Source organism: Enhygromyxa salina (assembly GCF_000737335.2).
GTDB classification, from domain to species: domain Bacteria; phylum Myxococcota_A; class Polyangia; order Nannocystales; family Nannocystaceae; genus Plesiocystis; species Plesiocystis salina_C.
In genome coordinates, this window is the sequence record NZ_JMCC02000009.1 from 118,145 (window position 1) to 134,487 (window position 16,343).

At 66.6% G+C, this 16,343-nt stretch carries 13 protein-coding genes; 5 read left to right on the forward strand and 8 right to left on the reverse strand.

Annotated elements, in window-relative coordinates:
• The first annotated feature begins 138 nt into the window (after positions 1-138).
• Entirely contained in the window at positions 139-1,653 is a 1,515-nt protein-coding gene (locus tag DB30_RS04710; RefSeq protein WP_146658044.1) for a hypothetical protein, read from the forward strand.
• A gap of 63 nt (positions 1,654-1,716) precedes the next feature.
• Here DB30_RS04710 and lon read toward each other — a convergent pair whose 3' ends face one another.
• The 3 genes from lon to DB30_RS04725 all read right to left on the reverse strand — a co-directional run bounded on the left by lon (position 1,717) and on the right by DB30_RS04725 (position 5,907).
• Positions 1,717-4,101 (reverse strand): endopeptidase La, encoded by a 2,385-nt coding sequence (gene lon / locus DB30_RS04715; RefSeq protein ID WP_146658045.1) that lies wholly within the window; start codon positions 4,099-4,101, stop codon positions 1,717-1,719.
• 358 nt (positions 4,102-4,459) lie between these two features.
• Positions 4,460-5,077, reverse strand: a complete 618-nt coding sequence (locus DB30_RS04720; protein ID WP_052546771.1) for a hypothetical protein — start codon at positions 5,075-5,077, stop codon at positions 4,460-4,462.
• 5 nt (positions 5,078-5,082) lie between these two features.
• The gene (locus tag DB30_RS04725) at positions 5,083-5,907 is read right to left on the reverse strand and encodes an SDR family oxidoreductase (protein ID WP_052546772.1); all 825 of its coding nucleotides are present in this window, start codon (positions 5,905-5,907) and stop codon (positions 5,083-5,085) included.
• Positions 5,908-5,993: 86 nt separating this feature from the next.
• On the opposite strand from DB30_RS04725, the gene hemH reads away from it, so the two are divergent.
• Positions 5,994-7,055 carry a ferrochelatase gene (hemH, locus tag DB30_RS04730; RefSeq protein WP_240480164.1) on the forward strand — a complete coding sequence of 354 codons (1,062 nt, stop codon included), beginning with the start codon at positions 5,994-5,996 and terminating at the stop codon, positions 7,053-7,055.
• A 20-nt stretch (positions 7,056-7,075) separates the two neighbouring features.
• Here the strand turns inward: hemH and DB30_RS04735 are convergent, their stop codons facing one another.
• Positions 7,076-8,038 carry a TonB family protein gene (locus tag DB30_RS04735; protein ID WP_146658046.1) on the reverse strand — a complete coding sequence of 321 codons (963 nt, stop codon included), beginning with the start codon at positions 8,036-8,038 and terminating at the stop codon, positions 7,076-7,078.
• Between the two features lie 230 nt (positions 8,039-8,268).
• Between DB30_RS04735 and DB30_RS04740 the strand changes: the two genes are divergently transcribed.
• Positions 8,269-9,057: an arginyltransferase gene (locus DB30_RS04740; RefSeq protein ID WP_052546775.1), complete on the forward strand. Its 789-nt coding sequence runs from the start codon at positions 8,269-8,271 to the stop codon at positions 9,055-9,057.
• A gap of 211 nt (positions 9,058-9,268) precedes the next feature.
• Here DB30_RS04740 and DB30_RS04745 read toward each other — a convergent pair whose 3' ends face one another.
• The 4 genes from DB30_RS04745 to DB30_RS04760 all read right to left on the reverse strand — a co-directional run bounded on the left by DB30_RS04745 (position 9,269) and on the right by DB30_RS04760 (position 14,326).
• On the reverse strand, positions 9,269-11,083 hold the full coding sequence (locus DB30_RS04745; protein ID WP_205632911.1) for a TRAP transporter large permease: 1,815 nt from the start codon (positions 11,081-11,083) through the stop codon (positions 9,269-9,271).
• Positions 11,080-12,021, reverse strand: a complete 942-nt coding sequence (locus DB30_RS04750) for a TRAP transporter small permease (RefSeq protein ID WP_052546776.1) — start codon at positions 12,019-12,021, stop codon at positions 11,080-11,082. Before DB30_RS04750 ends, DB30_RS04745 begins: the two co-directional genes overlap by 4 nt.
• A gap of 129 nt (positions 12,022-12,150) precedes the next feature.
• Positions 12,151-13,176 carry a TRAP transporter substrate-binding protein gene (locus DB30_RS04755; RefSeq protein WP_052546777.1) on the reverse strand — a complete coding sequence of 342 codons (1,026 nt, stop codon included), beginning with the start codon at positions 13,174-13,176 and terminating at the stop codon, positions 12,151-12,153.
• A gap of 184 nt (positions 13,177-13,360) precedes the next feature.
• Positions 13,361-14,326 carry a TRAP transporter TatT component family protein gene (locus tag DB30_RS04760; RefSeq protein WP_052546778.1) on the reverse strand — a complete coding sequence of 322 codons (966 nt, stop codon included), beginning with the start codon at positions 14,324-14,326 and terminating at the stop codon, positions 13,361-13,363.
• A gap of 102 nt (positions 14,327-14,428) precedes the next feature.
• On the opposite strand from DB30_RS04760, the gene DB30_RS04765 reads away from it, so the two are divergent.
• Both DB30_RS04765 and DB30_RS04770 read left to right on the forward strand, forming a co-directional pair.
• Positions 14,429-15,763, forward strand: a complete 1,335-nt coding sequence (locus DB30_RS04765; RefSeq protein ID WP_205632912.1) for a DUF5690 family protein — start codon at positions 14,429-14,431, stop codon at positions 15,761-15,763.
• Between the two features lie 176 nt (positions 15,764-15,939).
• Positions 15,940-16,326, forward strand: coding sequence for a CBS domain-containing protein (locus DB30_RS04770; protein ID WP_052546779.1), 387 nt, complete (start codon positions 15,940-15,942; stop codon positions 16,324-16,326).
• Positions 16,327-16,343 lie beyond the last annotated feature (17 nt).

Genomic DNA, 16,343 nt, shown 5'->3' on the forward strand with positions numbered 1-16,343 from the left:
CAAACGGTCCCGAGGAGCGAAGCGACCAGACGCGCTAGCGGCTGCAGTCGGCGAAGTGCCTAGGTGTATGTGGGGGTCTAAAGAAGTGTATGTGGGGGTCTAAATGTGGGGGTCTAAAGAAGCTGGCATTATTGGTTGGTGCTGAGCGTCGCTCTCGTCTTGCAGCTGTTCGCCCCTCCCGTCACCGCCCCCGCTGGCGAGCCTGCGGGGGATGAAGCGCCTGCAGAAGCGTACGATCTCGCGGCGGCGACCCGCGACGTCGAGGTGATCCTGATCGATCGGGGCACGGCGTACCTGGACGCGCGGGCGCGACTCGAGGCGTATCCGGCGTTGGCGGCCGAGGCGGTCGTCGCTCGGCTCGAGGCCGTTCCAGCGCCGGGGCCCGAGAAGCGTGACCGGCTGCTCAACGTGCTCGCGGCGCTCAAGCGACCCGAGCACGTGGCGATGTTTGGCGAGCAGCTGCGTCGGGCGATGCTGCAAGATCGACCGACCGAGCTGTGGATGCAGCTGCTGCGACGGCAGGGTCCGGCCGCGACGCCGGTGTTGGTCGGCCTCGTTGGCGATCGCGAGCTGAGCAACGAGCAGCGTGGGATCTTGTTGGAGGCGCTGATCGAGGCGACCGCGAGCGAGGACCTTGGCGAGCTCATGGCCATGGTTGGCCGGGGCGCGAGCGAGCTGCAGGACGCGCTGCGACGCGCGGTGATCCGTCGGGCGCGCGAGCACAGCACGGATCAGGCCGCGATCGCGGCGGGGATCGACGAAGACCTCGACACCGATGCGAGCGACGCCGGCCGGCTGGCACAGCTGCTGATCCTGCGCGCGGCTTGCTGTGCGGTCGACGAGGGGTTCACGGCTCGGCTCGAGGCAGCACTCACGGATCCAGCGGCGCCGTTTCAAGTTCAGGTCGCGGCGATCGACGGACTCGACAGGCTCGGGCGTGGCGCGGGTGTGCTCGAGGCGATGGTGCGCGCGCAGGGCCAGGCGGCGCTCGGGGGCGGGCAGGCGGCCGAGATCTTGGTCTCGTTGGCGCTCGAGGCCCTGCCGCCCGAGACCGCCGCGAGCTTGGGTGCCGAGCTCGCGCTGACCGCCTCCGAAGCCCCGCGGCTGGCCCAGCTCGGCTACCGCTTCGCCGCGCTCGCTCCGGATCACAGCTGGCTCGCCGCCAGCCAGCAACACGCCTGGCCCGAGGTCCGCAAGGCCGCGCTGACGCGGGTCGCGGACAGCGGCGGCTGCGACAAGCCGACCGTGCGCGCGCTCGTCAACATCGCGGGCCCGGTCAGCGCGGGGGGCGAGCGTGACGCTCGGGTTGGTCGGGCAGCCGTCACTGCGATCGGTCGCTGCGACGACCCCAACGCCTACAAGGCCCTGCGTGAGCTGCTCGATAATTCTGGGGTGGATCTGACCCAGCGGGCCGAGGCCGCGCGGCAGCTCGTCGAGCGCGATCCCAGCGGGGCCGACCTCGTCGCGCAGGTGCTGCTCGACGGCCGCTACCCCGATCTCGCGCGCGAGCTGGTGGTCGCGCTTGGCCACGCGAGCAGCCCCAGCGAGACGGTCCGCGACGCCCTGTGCCGAACCAGCCGCGCCAACCCGATGGTCGCCGCGACCGCGGGCCAGACAGCCGCGCGACTGTTCCCCGACCAAGGCTGCGAGTAAGAACAAGAGCCCCGCCACCATCTTGGTAGCGGGGCTCGTACTGGCCCGTCCGCTTTAGTCCGCTCAGCTCAGCGGGGCCGAGCTGTCGAGCTCATCGATGATCGACAGCCCCAGCTGTGACTGACTGGGTCGCGGCTCCTTCTCGAGCGCCGCGTCGAGCACCTCGCCCATGTCCTCGGCGAGCACGAACTCGAGCTGCGAGCGGACCTCCTCGGGGACATCGTCGAGGTCGCGGGCGTTGCGGTGCGGCAGGATGATCCGCGTGATCCCAGCCCGGTGGGCAGCGAGCACCTTGGCCTTGATCCCGCCGACCGGCAGCACCCGCCCGCGGAGCGTGCACTCGCCGGTCATCGCGGTGTCGCTGCGGACCCGACGACCGCTGAGCAGCGAGGTCAGGGCCGTGAAGATCGTGACCCCCGCCGAAGGACCATCCTTGGGCACCGCGCCAGCTGGCACGTGAATGTGGATGTCACGCGTGTCGAGGAAGTCCGGCTCGACACCGATCTTGGCCGCGTTGCTGCGCACGTAGCTCAGCGCGGCGTGGGCAGACTCCTTCATTACGTCACCGAGCTGGCCGGTGATCTTGAGCGTACCCTTGCCTGGCATCTGCGAGGTCTCGATGAACAAGATGTCGCCGCCGACCGGCGTCCACGCCAGCCCCGTTGCGACCCCTGGCACCGCCGTGCGCTCGGCGACCTCGTTGTAGAAGCGCTGCTTGCCCAGGTACTCGTCGAGATCCTCGAGCGCGATCCGGATCGCGGTGGTTGGCTCGTCGCCCTTGCGCCGGGCGACCTGCAGCGCGACCGCCCGCGACAGCTTGCCAAGCTCGCGGCCAAGCTGACGCACGCCCGCCTCGCGGGTGTAGTCGGTGATCATGTGGCGCAGGGCCAGATCCTCGATCTCGAGGGTGTCGGGGCCAAGCGCGTTCTCCTCGAGCTTGCGCGGGATCAGGTGGCCCTTGGCGATCTTCAGCTTCTCCTCTGGGGTGTAGCCGTTGATCTCGACGATATCGAGGCGGTCGCGCAGCGGCGGCGACATCTTGCTGAGATCGTTGGCCGTGACCACGAACATCACCTCGGACATGTCGAAGGGCAGCTCGAGGTAGTGATCCGTGAAGGTGTGGTTTTGCTCGGGGTCGAGCAGCTCGAGCAGCGCGGCCTCGGGCGAGCCGCTCCACCCCTGCGAGAGCTTGTCGACCTCGTCGAGCAGCATCACGGGGTTCTTGACCTTGGCCTTGCGCATCGCGTTGATGATGCGCCCGGGGATCGCTCCGACGTAGGTTCGCCGATGACCACGGACCTCGGCCTCGTCCCGCACACCGCCTAGGGCGATGCGAACGAAGGGCCGCCCCGTGGCCTCGGCGATCGAGCGGCCGAGCGAGGTCTTGCCGACGCCGGGAGGGCCCGCGAGGCACAAGATCGTGCCCTTGCTGCCGCCCGACAGCTTGAGCACGGCCATGTGCTCGAGGATCCGCTGCTTGACGTCGTCGAGCCCGAAGTGGTCTGCGTCGAGCTGGGCAGAGACCTCGTCGAGATCATCTTTGACCTCGGCGCGGGTGCTCCACGGCAGATCCGCGATCGTGTCCAGGTAGGTCCGCGCGACGTTGAACTCGGGGTGCGCGGGGTTGAGCTTGGTCAGCCGCTTGAGCTCGCGGTCGACGACCTTCTGCACTTCTTCGGGCAGATCGGCGGCGGCGAGCTTCTCGGTCAGCTTGTCGGCCTCACCGCTCTCGTCGTCGTCACCAAGCTCGGTCTGGATCGCCTTGACGCGCTCGCGCAAGATCGCCTCGCGCTGGTGCTTGCCAAGCCGCTTGCGCACCTCTTCGTCGATCTTTTGCCGCATCGAGTGCATCTCGTGGGCCTCGTTGACGAAGCGCGCGACCAAGCGCAGGCGCTCGGGGACATCGAGGGTCATCAGCACTTCGACCTCGGCGCGGCGCTCGAGCGGCAGGTGCGAGCCGATCGCGTCGGCGAGGGCGCTGGGATCGAGCCGCTTGGCCACGGCCTCGACGAGGTTGCCGCCGTCGGTGCCCGCGAGCTCGCGGACGTGCTCGCGCAGCGACTCCGCGAGGATCTTGGCTTCGGTCGAGTCGGCGTGTTGGTCTGTCGCCGGCGAGGTCGACACCCGCATGTGCGGATCGCTCTGCAACACCTGCTCTAGCTTGACCCGCTCGCGGGTCTCGACGACGAGGCGCGCGCTGCCATCGTTGCTGCGGCCAATGCGGTGGACCCTCGCGAGGACGCCGACCGGATGCAGGTCGGCGATTGTAGGTGTCTCGGTCTCGGGCTCGCGCTGCGAGGCGATGACGATGATGTCGCCGGCGTTCACGGCGGCGACGAGTGCCAACGAGCGGGGGCGCCCGACTGGCAGGGTCGACACGGCGCCAGGAAGCAGCACCCCACGTCGAAGGGGGAGCAGCGGGTACTCGTTGGTTTGCTTGTCGGTCATGATGATTCCGTTCGTTCGGATGGGCTCTAGCGCGGCTGCTTCGATTCAGGTTCGAGTGAGCCGATGGCGGGGAAGCTAAGACCCGGACCTCGAGGGTCAACCCGCGCGTCGCCTCAAACTCCCTCCCCACCCGGGTAGCCCGAATTCACCACACATCGCGGTGGGGTCGCTTGCGGCGCTCTCGAGGCAGGTTGTGTCAGATCAGCGCGACGAGCTGTCATGCTGCTGCGCTTGCGCCTGCGCCGTCTTTGCCTCGTGTGCCGCCGTGGAGTGTCGCGCAGCAGCAACGACTGTCTTCAAGCAGTCTGATCGACAATCGTACTCGCGCCCACTCGCGGGCGCCCACCCGCGGACACCGTCACTCTGTGAGCTCGAGCGGTCGGGTGGTCCCGCCCGCGAGCACCAGCACCTCGGTCAGCGCGCGGTAGCCGGTGGACTCGTCGCCCGGTTCGCTGATCACCCGACCGCGCACCAGGATCTCGCTGCCGGCTTCGAGCACCCACTCGCGCCAGCGAAAGCCCTTGTGAAACAACACGCCCTGGACCGCAGATGGTTCGCGCGCGGCTCGAGCGATCAGCTGGGCGACGACGAAGGGCGGCGGCGCGAACGGTCCGCCGCGGCCGCGACGTTCGGCCACCTCGATCACGATTGGACAGTCGCACGCGCGCACACAGATCGAGCCGCTTGGATCCTGCAGCTCGAAGTTGACGAACTCGCACAGATCCACGACGGGCTCCCAGCCGCGGACCCCACACTCGCGCTCGACCAGCACCCGCCAGCCCAGCCCGAGCCGGCCCGAGATCGGGGCCCGCCGCGCGTTGGATCCCGCGCGCGCGCGCCCACGCACGACCGCCCAGCCGGGACCCAAGCTCGCGATTGGCGACGGCGCTCGCTTGCCCCGCCTGCGCAGCCGCGCGAGCAAGCCCGCGAGCGGCCGGGCCCACGGTGTGTGTGGCAGCGCGTGGGCTTTGGCCATGGGTGTCAATCCAAGAAGAAGTCGGTGAGCAGCTCTTGCGAGGGATCGACCGCGTACTTGCTCAGATCCGTGACCCCAGCTTCGGCGAGCAGCTCGTCGTCGATGAAGAAGTTGCCCGTGCAGGTCTTCGCGTCGCGGGTCAGCAGCACGTGGGCGGCGTCGGACATGATCTCCACGGTCCGCGACTGCCTCATCATTTGTTCGCCGCCGAGCAGGTTCTCTACCGCCGCGGTCGCGATGGGAGTTCGCGGCCACAGGGCGTTGACGGCCATGCCCTTGCGCGCAAACTCGGCGGCCATGCCCAGCACGCACATGCTCATGCCGTACTTGGCCATCGTGTAGGCGACATGGTTCTGGAACCACCGCGGGTTGAGGTTGAGCGGCGGCGAGATATTGAGGATGTGCGGGTTGTCGGCCTTCAGCAGCTCGGGGATGCACGCCTGCGAGGTGGCGAAGGTCCCGCGCGCGTTGACTTGGTGCATGAGATCGAAGCGCTTGAGCGGCGTCTGCAGCGTCCCGGTCAGCATGATCGCGCTGGCGTTGTTGACCAGGATGTCGAGGCCGCCGAAGGTCTGCACCGCCTGCTTCACCGCGGCCTGGATCTGATCTTCGGAGCGAACATCGACGATCACGGGCAGGGCCTTGCCGCCTGCTTGCTCGATCTCTTTCGCGGCGGTGTAGATCGTGCCTTCGAGCTTGGGGTGGGGCTCGGCGGTCTTGGCCGCGATCACGATGTTGGCCCCGTCCTTGGCGGCGCGCAGCGCAATCGCCTTGCCGATGCCACGGCTCGCGCCAGTGATGAAGAGCGTCTTTCCTGCGAGGTCTGCCATCGCTTGGGTGTGTATCACGAGGGGTGGCCTCCACGCGCTTGGAACTGCTTGCCACACCCATGTCCACGGGCCACAGTGGCGCGGTCGTGTCCCAGGCTCTGCACCGCACCGGGATCTTGTTGGTCAACCTCGGGACCCCGGACGCGCCGGAGCCGGCCGCGGTGCGTCGATATTTGCGGGAGTTCCTGTCGGATCCGCGGGTGATCGACATCAACCCCGTCGGGCGCTGGCTGCTGCTCAATTTGGTGATCCTGCCGTTTCGACCCAAGCGCAGCGCGGCGGCGTACGAAAAGATCTGGACCGAGGCGGGCTCACCGCTGTTGACACATAGCCTCGCGTTGGTCGACGCGCTGCGCGAGCGCATCCCCGCGTGCCCGATCGAGCTGGGCATGCGCTACGGCAGCCCGTCGATCGAGTCTGGGCTCACCCGCCTGCGCGAGCGCAGCTGTGATCAGATCGTGGTCGTGCCCTTGTATCCGCACTACGCCTCGAGCTCGACCGGCTCGAGCGTGGAGAAGGTCTATCGCACGGCCGCCAAGCTGTGGAACACGCCCTACATCACGATCGTCCCGCCGTTCTACGAGCACCCGGCGTTCATCTCGGCGTTCACCGAGGTCGCTCGCGCGAAGCTCGAGTCGCTCGCGCCGGACCACGTGCTGTTCTCGTTTCACGGCTTGCCCGAGCGGCAGGTGATCGCCAGCGCGGATCCCAAGCTGTGCGTGGTCCAGCCCGACTGCTGCGAGCAGCTCGTTGACGGGAACCGCAATTGCTATCGGGCCCAGTGCTTCGCCACCGCGAGGGCGCTCGCGCGTGCCCTGGATCTGGGCCCGGACCACGGCGTCGAGCGGCGCTGGTCGATCTCGTTTCAGTCGCGGCTGGGCCGGACCCCGTGGATCAAGCCCTACACCGACGAGGTGGTCCCGGCGCTGGCCCAGCGGGGCGTGCGTCGGCTGGCGGTGATGTGTCCAGCGTTTGTCGCCGACTGCCTCGAGACGATCGAAGAGATCGGGATGCGGGCCCGCGAAGACTTCACGGCGGCCGGCGGCGAGACCTTGGAGCTGATCCCCTCGCTCAACAGCACCCCGGCGTGGGTCGTGGCGGTCGAGAAGATGATCACCGAGCAGCTGCCCCGCCCGCGCTCGGCGTAGGGGAGCGGCAGCGGCTGGTTCTATTGCTGCGACAACCTGAAGATGTTCCACGCACCGGAGTCGAGCAGGTTGAACCCAAACGGGAATTCGACGTGTCCGTTCGAGTCGACCAGCCCTGCCGGCATGTTGGGAAACGGACCCGCGGCTCGCATCGCTCGGATCGCCTCGTCGTCGAGCTCGGGCACGCCGCTCTTTTGCACGACCCACAGCTTCAGGATGTTTCCCTGGGCGTCGAGCCGGACCATGAGCCCGGTCGTGCGACTCGAGCGACCATATTTGTTGCCGCTGGGGTCGGCGCTGTCGATCGCTTTTTGCGGGCGCCAGTGCTCGCGGACGCGGTCGGCCATGCGGCTGAAGAACGACGAGTAGAGGTGCCGCTCGTTGTCGAGCATGCTCGACTTCTTCCTGTCAACGTCACGCTGGCGGGCGTCGCTGGAGGGAGGCCGACCAAAGGTGTCGTTGAGCATCGAGGCCGAGCCGCCGAGGCCGGCGAGCTGCTTGGGACCGTGCTGCGAGCCGGCGTCGGCGCCTTGGGTGTCGAGCGTGCCGTCGCTGGCGGCGACCAAGCTGTCGTCGCCTGCGCCGGTCTGCTCGCCGCTTCGCTCCCCCGTGTCATCACCACGGACCTGCGCGCGCTCCCCAAGCTCTGGCTTGCCCCGACCAGCTAGAGGCTCGCGCTGGGGCTCTGGGTCGACGGCGGGCTCCGCCTCCGGCTCGACCTGCGAATTCTCGTTCGCGAGCTGCTCGGGCTGCCGATCATTGCTGACCCGGTCATCGGACGAATCGACCAGGTTGAACTCGACAATCTCTTCCTTCTCTGGCTTGGGGACCGGCTCGAGCGCGCGCGCGAGGGCGCTGCCGGTTGCGTAGAGCCCAATACCGTTGGCGAGGACCGCCGCGATGACCAACCCGAGCGCCGCCGTCCACGGCACCCCCTGACGCCGCTGCGGGGCGCTAAACAGGTAGAGTGAGGAACGGGCCACAATTCTCAGCTCGGGCGAGGGCGGCTCGCCCGCTTGCGGGGGCCTGCGTGGACTTGGGAGCCTAGCGAAACACCAGCGGCTTTTCCATGCGCCCCGTGATCTGCGGCGTAGGCGCAAACCGGGAACGGCGTGCCAGTTTCACGTGGGCCGGTCGCGCTCGCGTGTGCGTGCTACGGTTACCCGGTCCGGGGCCGTCGACCCTGGCGCCCTGATATCCTCCCTTGATCCACATGAGCGCGGGAACAAGACGTCCACGGCTGCTCGACGGCCACCCACCCGAGCTCCTCGTCTACGACGAGGACACCAGCTGTCCGTACTTGGACGCGCGGGTGGCTCGGCTGCCGATGCGGCTACCCACCCGTCCGCTGACGGCGGCGGAGTTCAGCGAGCGGCTGCACGTTGGTGATCGCCGCCAAGGCTTGGTGCTGTACCGGCCCAACTGCCCGACGTGCACGGCCTGCGAGGCGATCCGTCTCGACGTCGAGACCTTCCTCCCCAACAAGACCCAGCGCCGGATCCATCGCCGCGGGCGCGAGCGCTTGCGCGTGGAGATCGGCCCGCCGGGCCTGAGCGCCGAGAAGGTCGCGCTGTACAACAAGCACAAGGTTGGCCGCGGGCTGATGGGCGAGGGTGACCCAATCGACGAGACCGGCTACGGCGCGTTCTTGGTCGACTCGTGCGCGGACAGCTTCGAGATCCGCTACTGGATCGATGGGGACAATGGTGAGCAGCTCGCTGGCGTCGCGATCGTCGACCGGGGCACCGACGCGCTGTCGGCCGTCTACACCTACTTCGATCCCGATCTCAAAGATCTGAGCCCTGGCGTGTTCTCGATCCTCGAGCAGGTCGAGCTGTGCAAGCGCACCGGCCTGCGCTGGCTGTACTTGGGGCTGTACGTGTCCGAGTGCCCCTCGATGGCCTACAAGTCGCTGTACCTGCCGCACGAGCGCCTGCACAGCGGGCGCTGGCTGCTCTACGACCGGCTCCCCGACGGCACCATCGGCAAAGTCGGGCAGTAGCTGCGCAATGGCGTTGAGAGCCAGCCCCGAGGAGCCAAGTCTCCGTGGCGGTCATGGGCGGACACGTAAATGGAGAGGCCCCCACTGGCTGCAGGTGGCCAGACGAGAGCCCCCTTGTAGGGGGCCAATCATGCCCCTGCGAACAAACGGCCCATTGGGAGCGAGCGAAGCGAGTGACCGCGAAGTGCCAAGGCGGCCGGGGGGGTAATAGCTACCCGGGGACCATGTTCATGCCGCTGGAGTCGAACGCGGGCTTGATGTCGTCGTCGTCGTCGTCGTCGTAGTCGTCGTCGTCCTCGTCGGGATCGACGGGCACCATGTTCATGCCGCTGGAGTCGAACGCAGGCTTGGCCCCGCCTTCGGTCTCGTCCTCGTCCTCGTCTTCGTCCTCGTCTTCGCCCTCGGTCTCGGACGCGGCCATCATCTCGGCGACCGACATCACGCGCTCACCCGTGGGGCCCACCGTGGGCTGATTCGCGCCGAGGTCACCCTCGACGTCCGCGTCGCTGTCGGGATCGTCCTCTGAGCCGGGGGGGGCCGGCGGGTCCGGGAAGGGCTCGTAGAACGGCTTCTCGCGCATGACCTTGTTGACCAGGCCAAGCGAGATCGACGGCACATAGGTGACCGCCATCAGCCCGATCAACATCAGCCCAATGAACGGGATCACGCCGCGCGCGACCTCGCCAAGCGGCTGCCGGAACACGGACGAGGCCACGAACAAGTTGATGCCGATCGGCGGCGTCAGGTAGCCGATCTCGAGGTTGACGATGAAGATGATCCCCAGGTGGATCGGGTCGATGCCCAGCTGCGTGCCGATCGGGGCCAGCAGCGGCGCGATGATCAAGATCGCGCTGATCGAGTCCATCAACGCGCCGACAAACAGCAAGAAGATGTTGATGATCAACAAGAAGGTGATGGGCGTGAGGTGGCGAGCCAAGATCCACTCGACCACGCGCTCGGGGATCATCTCTTCGACCAGGAACGCGTTGAGCCCAAACGCGAGGGCCATGATGATCAAGATCGTGCCCATGTTGACCACGGCCTCGGTCAGGATCTTGGGGATGTCCTGCGGGCCGATGTCGCGGTGGATCAGCAGCTCGACGATCAACGCGTAGATCACCGAGACCGCGGCGGCCTCGGTCGGGGTGAACACGCCCGAGTAGATGCCGCCGAGGATCACGGCGGGCAGGCTGAGCGCCCAGATCCCGCTGCGCAGCCGGTCCCACACGATCTTGAACTCGAACGGCTCGCGCTTGACGTTCTGGGCGTTGAACACGGCGCGGCCCGCAAGCAGGATGCCGATCAACATGCCCGGCACGACGCCGGCCAAGAACAGCTCCGCCACGTCAATTGACTCCGAGCTCGACGCGACGATCGCGTAGACCAGCATCGGGATCGAGGGTGGGATCAAGATCCCCAGGGAGCCGCCGGACGTGACCAAGCCAAGGGTGAAGCGACGGTCGTAGCCGGCCTTGACCAGCTGCGGGTACATCATCGAGCCAATCGCGATCACCGTGACCGGGCTCGACCCCGAGATCGCCGCGAAGATCACACACGCGAACACTGCCGCAATTGCGAGGCCGCCGGGCAGCCAGCCAACCAGCGCGCGGGCGAAGTCGACGAGCCGCTGGGCGATCCCGCCTGCGCTCATGATCGACCCGCTGGCGACGAAGAAGGGGATCGCCAGCAGCACCTCTTTGCTCATCATCTCTGCGGCCTTCTCGGGCAGCAGATCCAGCGTATCGAGGCCACGGTAGTCCTCGCCGAGCAGCATGAAGCACAAGATCGCCAGCACGCCGATGATCACGAACAGCGGCATGCCAAGCACGACCATGGCCGCGAGCGCGGCGAACAGCAGCGTCAGACCCATGCCGACCCCAAACTTGGGATCTTCAGTCGTGAGGCTGCCCTCGTTGGCCATGGCGGTGAACGCCAGCAGCGCCACGACGATGAACACGCACAGGGCTCCGAACACGCTGGCGCGCTTGCGGATGTGCTCCGAGGGGGGCGCGAGCAAGGTGATCATTGTCCGTCCTCCTCGGCGCCATCGGCGTCGGTAGGTTTGAGGTCGCGCAGCTCAGCCGGCGTCTGTTCGAGCTCGCCGCGCAGCGACAGCACCCCCAGTCCAACAAAGCGGGCGGCCATCAGGGTGTAGGCAACGGGGACGACGATGAAGCTCATGAAATAGGGGATTGCGATGCCGTTGTGGAGCCCGCCAAGTCCGTTGGAGATGACGTACTCCTCGTGTTTCACGATCACGTAGCGGTAGCCGAGGTAGGCCAGCAACAGGCAAAACAGCGCCGTCAACACGCCCGAGAGCAAGCCGCTGATCCGCTGGAGTTTCTCGGGCAGGGCTTGCTGGACCGCCTCGACCCTGAGGTGCAGGTTGTCCTTGGTCGCCATCGAGGCGCCAAGGAACGCGACCCACAAGGTCAGGATCAGACCCAGGGGCTGCGCCCACGCGAGCCCAGCGGGAAACCGGCCGCAGTGAAAGCTGTACTCACCCGCCAAGCGCAGCTCGATGCATTCGTACTGCTCGACCTTGCCGGTTCCAAACAGCAGCACGGTCAGGCCCCAGGCAACGAGCATGGTGATCGTTGCGTACAGGGCACACTTCGCGTGCGAGAGCGGCTCGCCGTGGATCTGCGCGAGCGTCTTGCCGGTCTCGTCGCCGCGGTTCCACAGCTTCCGGCGCGAAGCGGTGCGAAAGCCCAAGTAGATGATCGCCGCCAGCAACACGAGCGAGATCGGCCCGGCGACGTCCTGCAGCGAGACCCACGTTGGTGTGTCGCGCTCGGCCCCGATCAGCTGGGCGAGCTTGTCGGCGAGGACGCTCTCGGGGTCGGCGTAGCGTCGATGGACCACCGAGAGGAACACCACCACCGACATCACGAGCAGCGCGATCACGACGATCACCCGCTCCACTTGGTACAGCCAGTGGTTGAGCTTCTTGAGGAACTCCACCTGCGAACTCTACTACCTAGAAGCCGACCGCAGGTAGGGGGTAGGGTACGCGCGGGAAACGCTCGTGCACCACGCAAAAGACCCAGCGGGGATCCGCTGGGTCTTTGCGACGGGCTTTGGGAGCCAGGCTCAGAGGTGCTTGGTGATCGCCTTGTAGAACGCCGAGCCGTACTTGTCGGTGAACTTCTTGTGGGTCGGCTTGGTCGCCTTGGCGAACGCTTCGAGCTCCGAGCGGGTCGAGTCGTGGACCTGGACGCCGGCCGGGGCGAAGTTGTCGATCAGCTGCTGACCGATCGCCCGGACCGTCTTGCGGCCGTACTCCGACTCCTTCTTGATGTCACCCGCGATCAGGGCCTGGACGTCGGCCGGCAGATCGTTCCAGATGTCGAGGTTCATCACCGCGAGCGCCGGCTGGTAGCTGTGGCGGGTCAGCGTGAAGTGGGTGATCGCCTGGAACCAGGAGGCGGCGAAGGTGAACAGCGGGGTGTTGTCGAAGCCGTCGACGACGCCGGTCTGAAGCGCGGTCATGGCTTCGGTCACGGCGATGGGCTGCGGCGAGGCCCCGAACGCGCGCCAGGTGTTGAGATGCACGTCGTGGGACTGCGAGCGCATCTTCTTGCCCTTGAGGTCGGCGGTGCTCTTGACGAAGCCGAAGTTGGTGCCGATCGACCGGTGCCCGTTCTCGGAGAAGAACAGCAGCTTGAAGCCGGCCTTCTCGAGCATCTTCTCCATGTCGCGGGTGATCTTGTTGTCCAAGATGTCGTCGGCGGCCGAGACGCTGGGGAACAGGTAGGGGAGCTCGAGGGCGGCCACCTCGGGGATGATGCTGGCCAGCGCGCCCGCGCTCCCGGCCCAGCCGGCGATGCCACGCTTTCGGGTGCGGCTGAGGGTGGACTCCTCGTCTCCAAGCCCGCCGCCAAGGTAGACCTTGATCTTGACGCGGCCGTCGGTGCCCTCTTTGACCCGCTTCTTGAGCCGCGACGTGTGCTTCGACCAGGGGGTCCCGCTGGGAGCGACAGTTGCGAACTTGAGCGTGATCTCCGCGTCACCTGCGTGTGCCTTGGGTCGACCAATGAAGAAAGTCGAGACCGCGGCGGCGGAGCCAGCGATGAAGTTGCGGCGGGTAGTATCGAGGGGCTTCTTGCTGTCCGTCATGAGCGGGGCTTTCGACGCGACCCTTGGGGGATTCTTCACCCCTGATCGCTTGTGTGTTTGGGGTGAGTCTACGCGGGGAGCCAACCAGGGTTTACTCTGGTCCCGCTGGCGCAAACCAGCGCTGTTTTCGGCGTGAAAACGCCTGAACGTATCTTCCGTGCGCAAGCGTTGGCGCAGTGGCTGACTAGAACCAGTCTTCGGCGACCTTCTGCTTTTGCAGCTCGACGGCCTTCTCTTTTTCGATGGCCATCTCGGCGTGGATCTCGGCCGGCGCCGCGCTGATGTCGGCGTCGATCACCTCTTGCAGCAGACGATCGAACATCTCTTCGTCGTCGAGCTTGGTCGCGAGGTTCTCGGCCATCAGGACCTTGGTCCCCAAGAAGTAGGGGGCGAGATCGAGCGACTTTTGATAGTGCTCCTGCGACTTGTCTGGATCGCCGCCCGCGAACCCGGGAGCGATCGCATAGAAGGCCCCGAAGTAGCGGTGGGGACCACCATGGTAGTAGCTGGGGTCGAGCTCGAGGGCCCGGGTCATGGTCGCCTTGATGTCGTCCTTTTGCCCGACCAGGACCCCGAAGCCCGAGGCCCGCGCCCACTTGCCGAGCGCGGTCGCGTACCAATACATGGCCGGTAGCCCGGCGATCCCGACGGTGGCGATCGCCTCGTGGTACTTGGTCTTGTTGCGCATCGCCTCGCCAAACTCTGGTGAAGCGGCGATCAGCGCCCGCTCGCCCCACCACACGGCGCGGTCCATGTAGTCGAGATAGGCCTTCTCGTCTCCGCGCAGGTACCCGTCGGCGTAGAAGTAGATCGCGCGGGTCATCAGCGCGAGGGTCTCGGCGTTCTCCGTGGTGGTTGGGGGCGCGCTGCAGCGATCCTTGGGTGAGGTGTCACCTGCGGTGCAACCCATGGCCTGTTCCCACGCAGCGATCGCCTCGAGCACCTTGTCTTTGCCCTGCCCGCGGGCCTCCCAAGCAGCCTTCGCGGACTCGAGCGAGCTTGCTGAGGTCGCGGTCGCGTCTCCGGTCGCGCTTGCGTCGGTGGGCGTCTTGGTTCCCTTGTCTTCCCACGCAGCGGTTCGGCCTTTGCAGCCGCTAGCGAAAGTGAGGGCGATGGCCAGGGCCGCGAGTTCGATCGATCGCTTTGTCATGTCGGGCAGTCCTCGGAAGGGGCGAGCGTGCCGGTCTGAAGATCGGCACTACCCGCATATACCGGCCAGACAGCCTGGTCAACGATCTATGCTCTGCCCCCAGTGACCGACCGGCGAGACCCGAGCGCGCGCGAGCGGGAGCTGCCAGCTCCCGCGAATCCTCAGCTGTTGGCGGTTTGGGCCATCAGCGCTGCGTTCACCACCTACTTTTGTATGTACGCGTTCCGCAAACCCTTCGCGGCGGCGAGCTTCGAGGGCGAGGCGTGGGGCGTCCAACTGAAGATCGCCCTCGTGCTCAGCCAGGTGATCGGCTACGCGCTCTCGAAGTTCATTGGGATCAGGCTCGTCAGCGAGACCCCGAGCCACCGTCGGGCGTGGACCTTGATCGGGTTGATCGTGATCGCCGAGCTCGCGCTGGTCGGGTTCGGACTCGCCGGTCCACGCGGCAAGGTCGTGGCGATGTTCTTCAATGGGTTGCCGCTCGGCGCGGTCTGGGGCTTGGTGTTTGGGTTCCTCGAGGGCCGCAAGACCACCGAGCTGCTCGGCGCTGGATTGTCCGCCTCGTACATCGTCGCCAGCGGAATCGTGAAAGCGGTCGGTCTGAAGTTGATGGACTTCGGGGTCCAAGAGACCTGGATGCCCGCCGCGTGCGGCGCTGTGTTCTTGCCGCTGTTCTTGCTCTCGGTCCTGGCGCTAGCCAAGCTGCCGGCGCCAACCGAAGCCGACATCAACGCCCGGACCAAGCGGGACGTCATGCACGGCGCCCAGCGACGCTCGTTCTTTGCGCGTTTCGCACCTGGGTTGATCGCGCTGACCGCCCTCTATGTGTTTCTCACTGCATATCGCGACTTCCGCGACAATTTCGCGGCCGAGATCTTCGCCCAGCTCGGCGTCCTCGATGCCGCGGTGTTCGCACGAAGCGAGACGCTGGTCGCCGTGTGCGTTCTCGCATTACTAGGGGCGATCTTTGTGATTCAAGACAACCGCCGCGCGCTCTTCGCAATTCACGCGTTGATGGGGCTTGGCGTGGTCCTGATCGCCGCGGCCACGGCAGGGTTTGGACTCGGCCTCATCGATGGGGTCACCTGGATGATCCTCATCGGCGTGGGGCTCTACCTGGGCTACGTGCCCTACGGCTGCGTGCTATTTGACCGGCTGATCGCGGCGACGGGGGTCGTGGGGACCTCTGTGTTCATGATCTACGTGACGGACGCGTTCGGATACGTGGGCTCCGTTGGCGTGCTGCTGTTCAAGAACTTCGGCCAGCGCGAGCTGAGCTGGCTGGACTTCTTGGTCGGTTTTTCCTGGGTCACTGCAGCCGTCGGCGCCGTCGGATTCTTGCTCAGCGCGCTCTACTTTGCCCGCGTCACGTCTGGGGTCACGGCCCCCGTCACGCCCGTCACGCGGGGCAATTCGGGGCAGCCCAGGACGAAGTGACACACAAATGCGACACCAGCGTCACCGACGAAACAGCCCGCGCCAACCGCGAGAACCAAGCGCCCCCGTGCTCGCTAATGTTAGCAAATCTTGCCGCCAGCTTCGCTGGCCAACCACATGTCGGTGCCACTAATGTGATCGCGATGAGTAATGGACATCGCACGGTTGGTGGATGGATGACTCCCCAACCTCACACGATCGGTGATGATCAGACCCTCGCGCTCGCCCGCGAGCGCATGCATGAGCACGGCGTCCGGCACCTCCCGGTGCTGCACGGCGGACACCTCGTCGGCGTGCTCAGCAGTCGGGACATCGCGCTCGTCGAGGCGCTGCCCGGCGTCGATATCACCACACTCACCGTCGACGAGGCCATGAGCGAGGAGCCGTGGACGGTCGAGGCCACAGCCAACCTGAGCTGGGTCGCCGAGACCATGGCCGCGCGCCGGATCGGCACCGCCGTCGTCGTCGAGCGCGAAGGCAGCGATCAGGTCCTGGGTGTGTTCACGACGACCGACGCCCTGCTGGCGCTCGCCAACCTCGCTGGGGAATCCGCGTCCGAATAGAGGCGCAGACCGTTGGA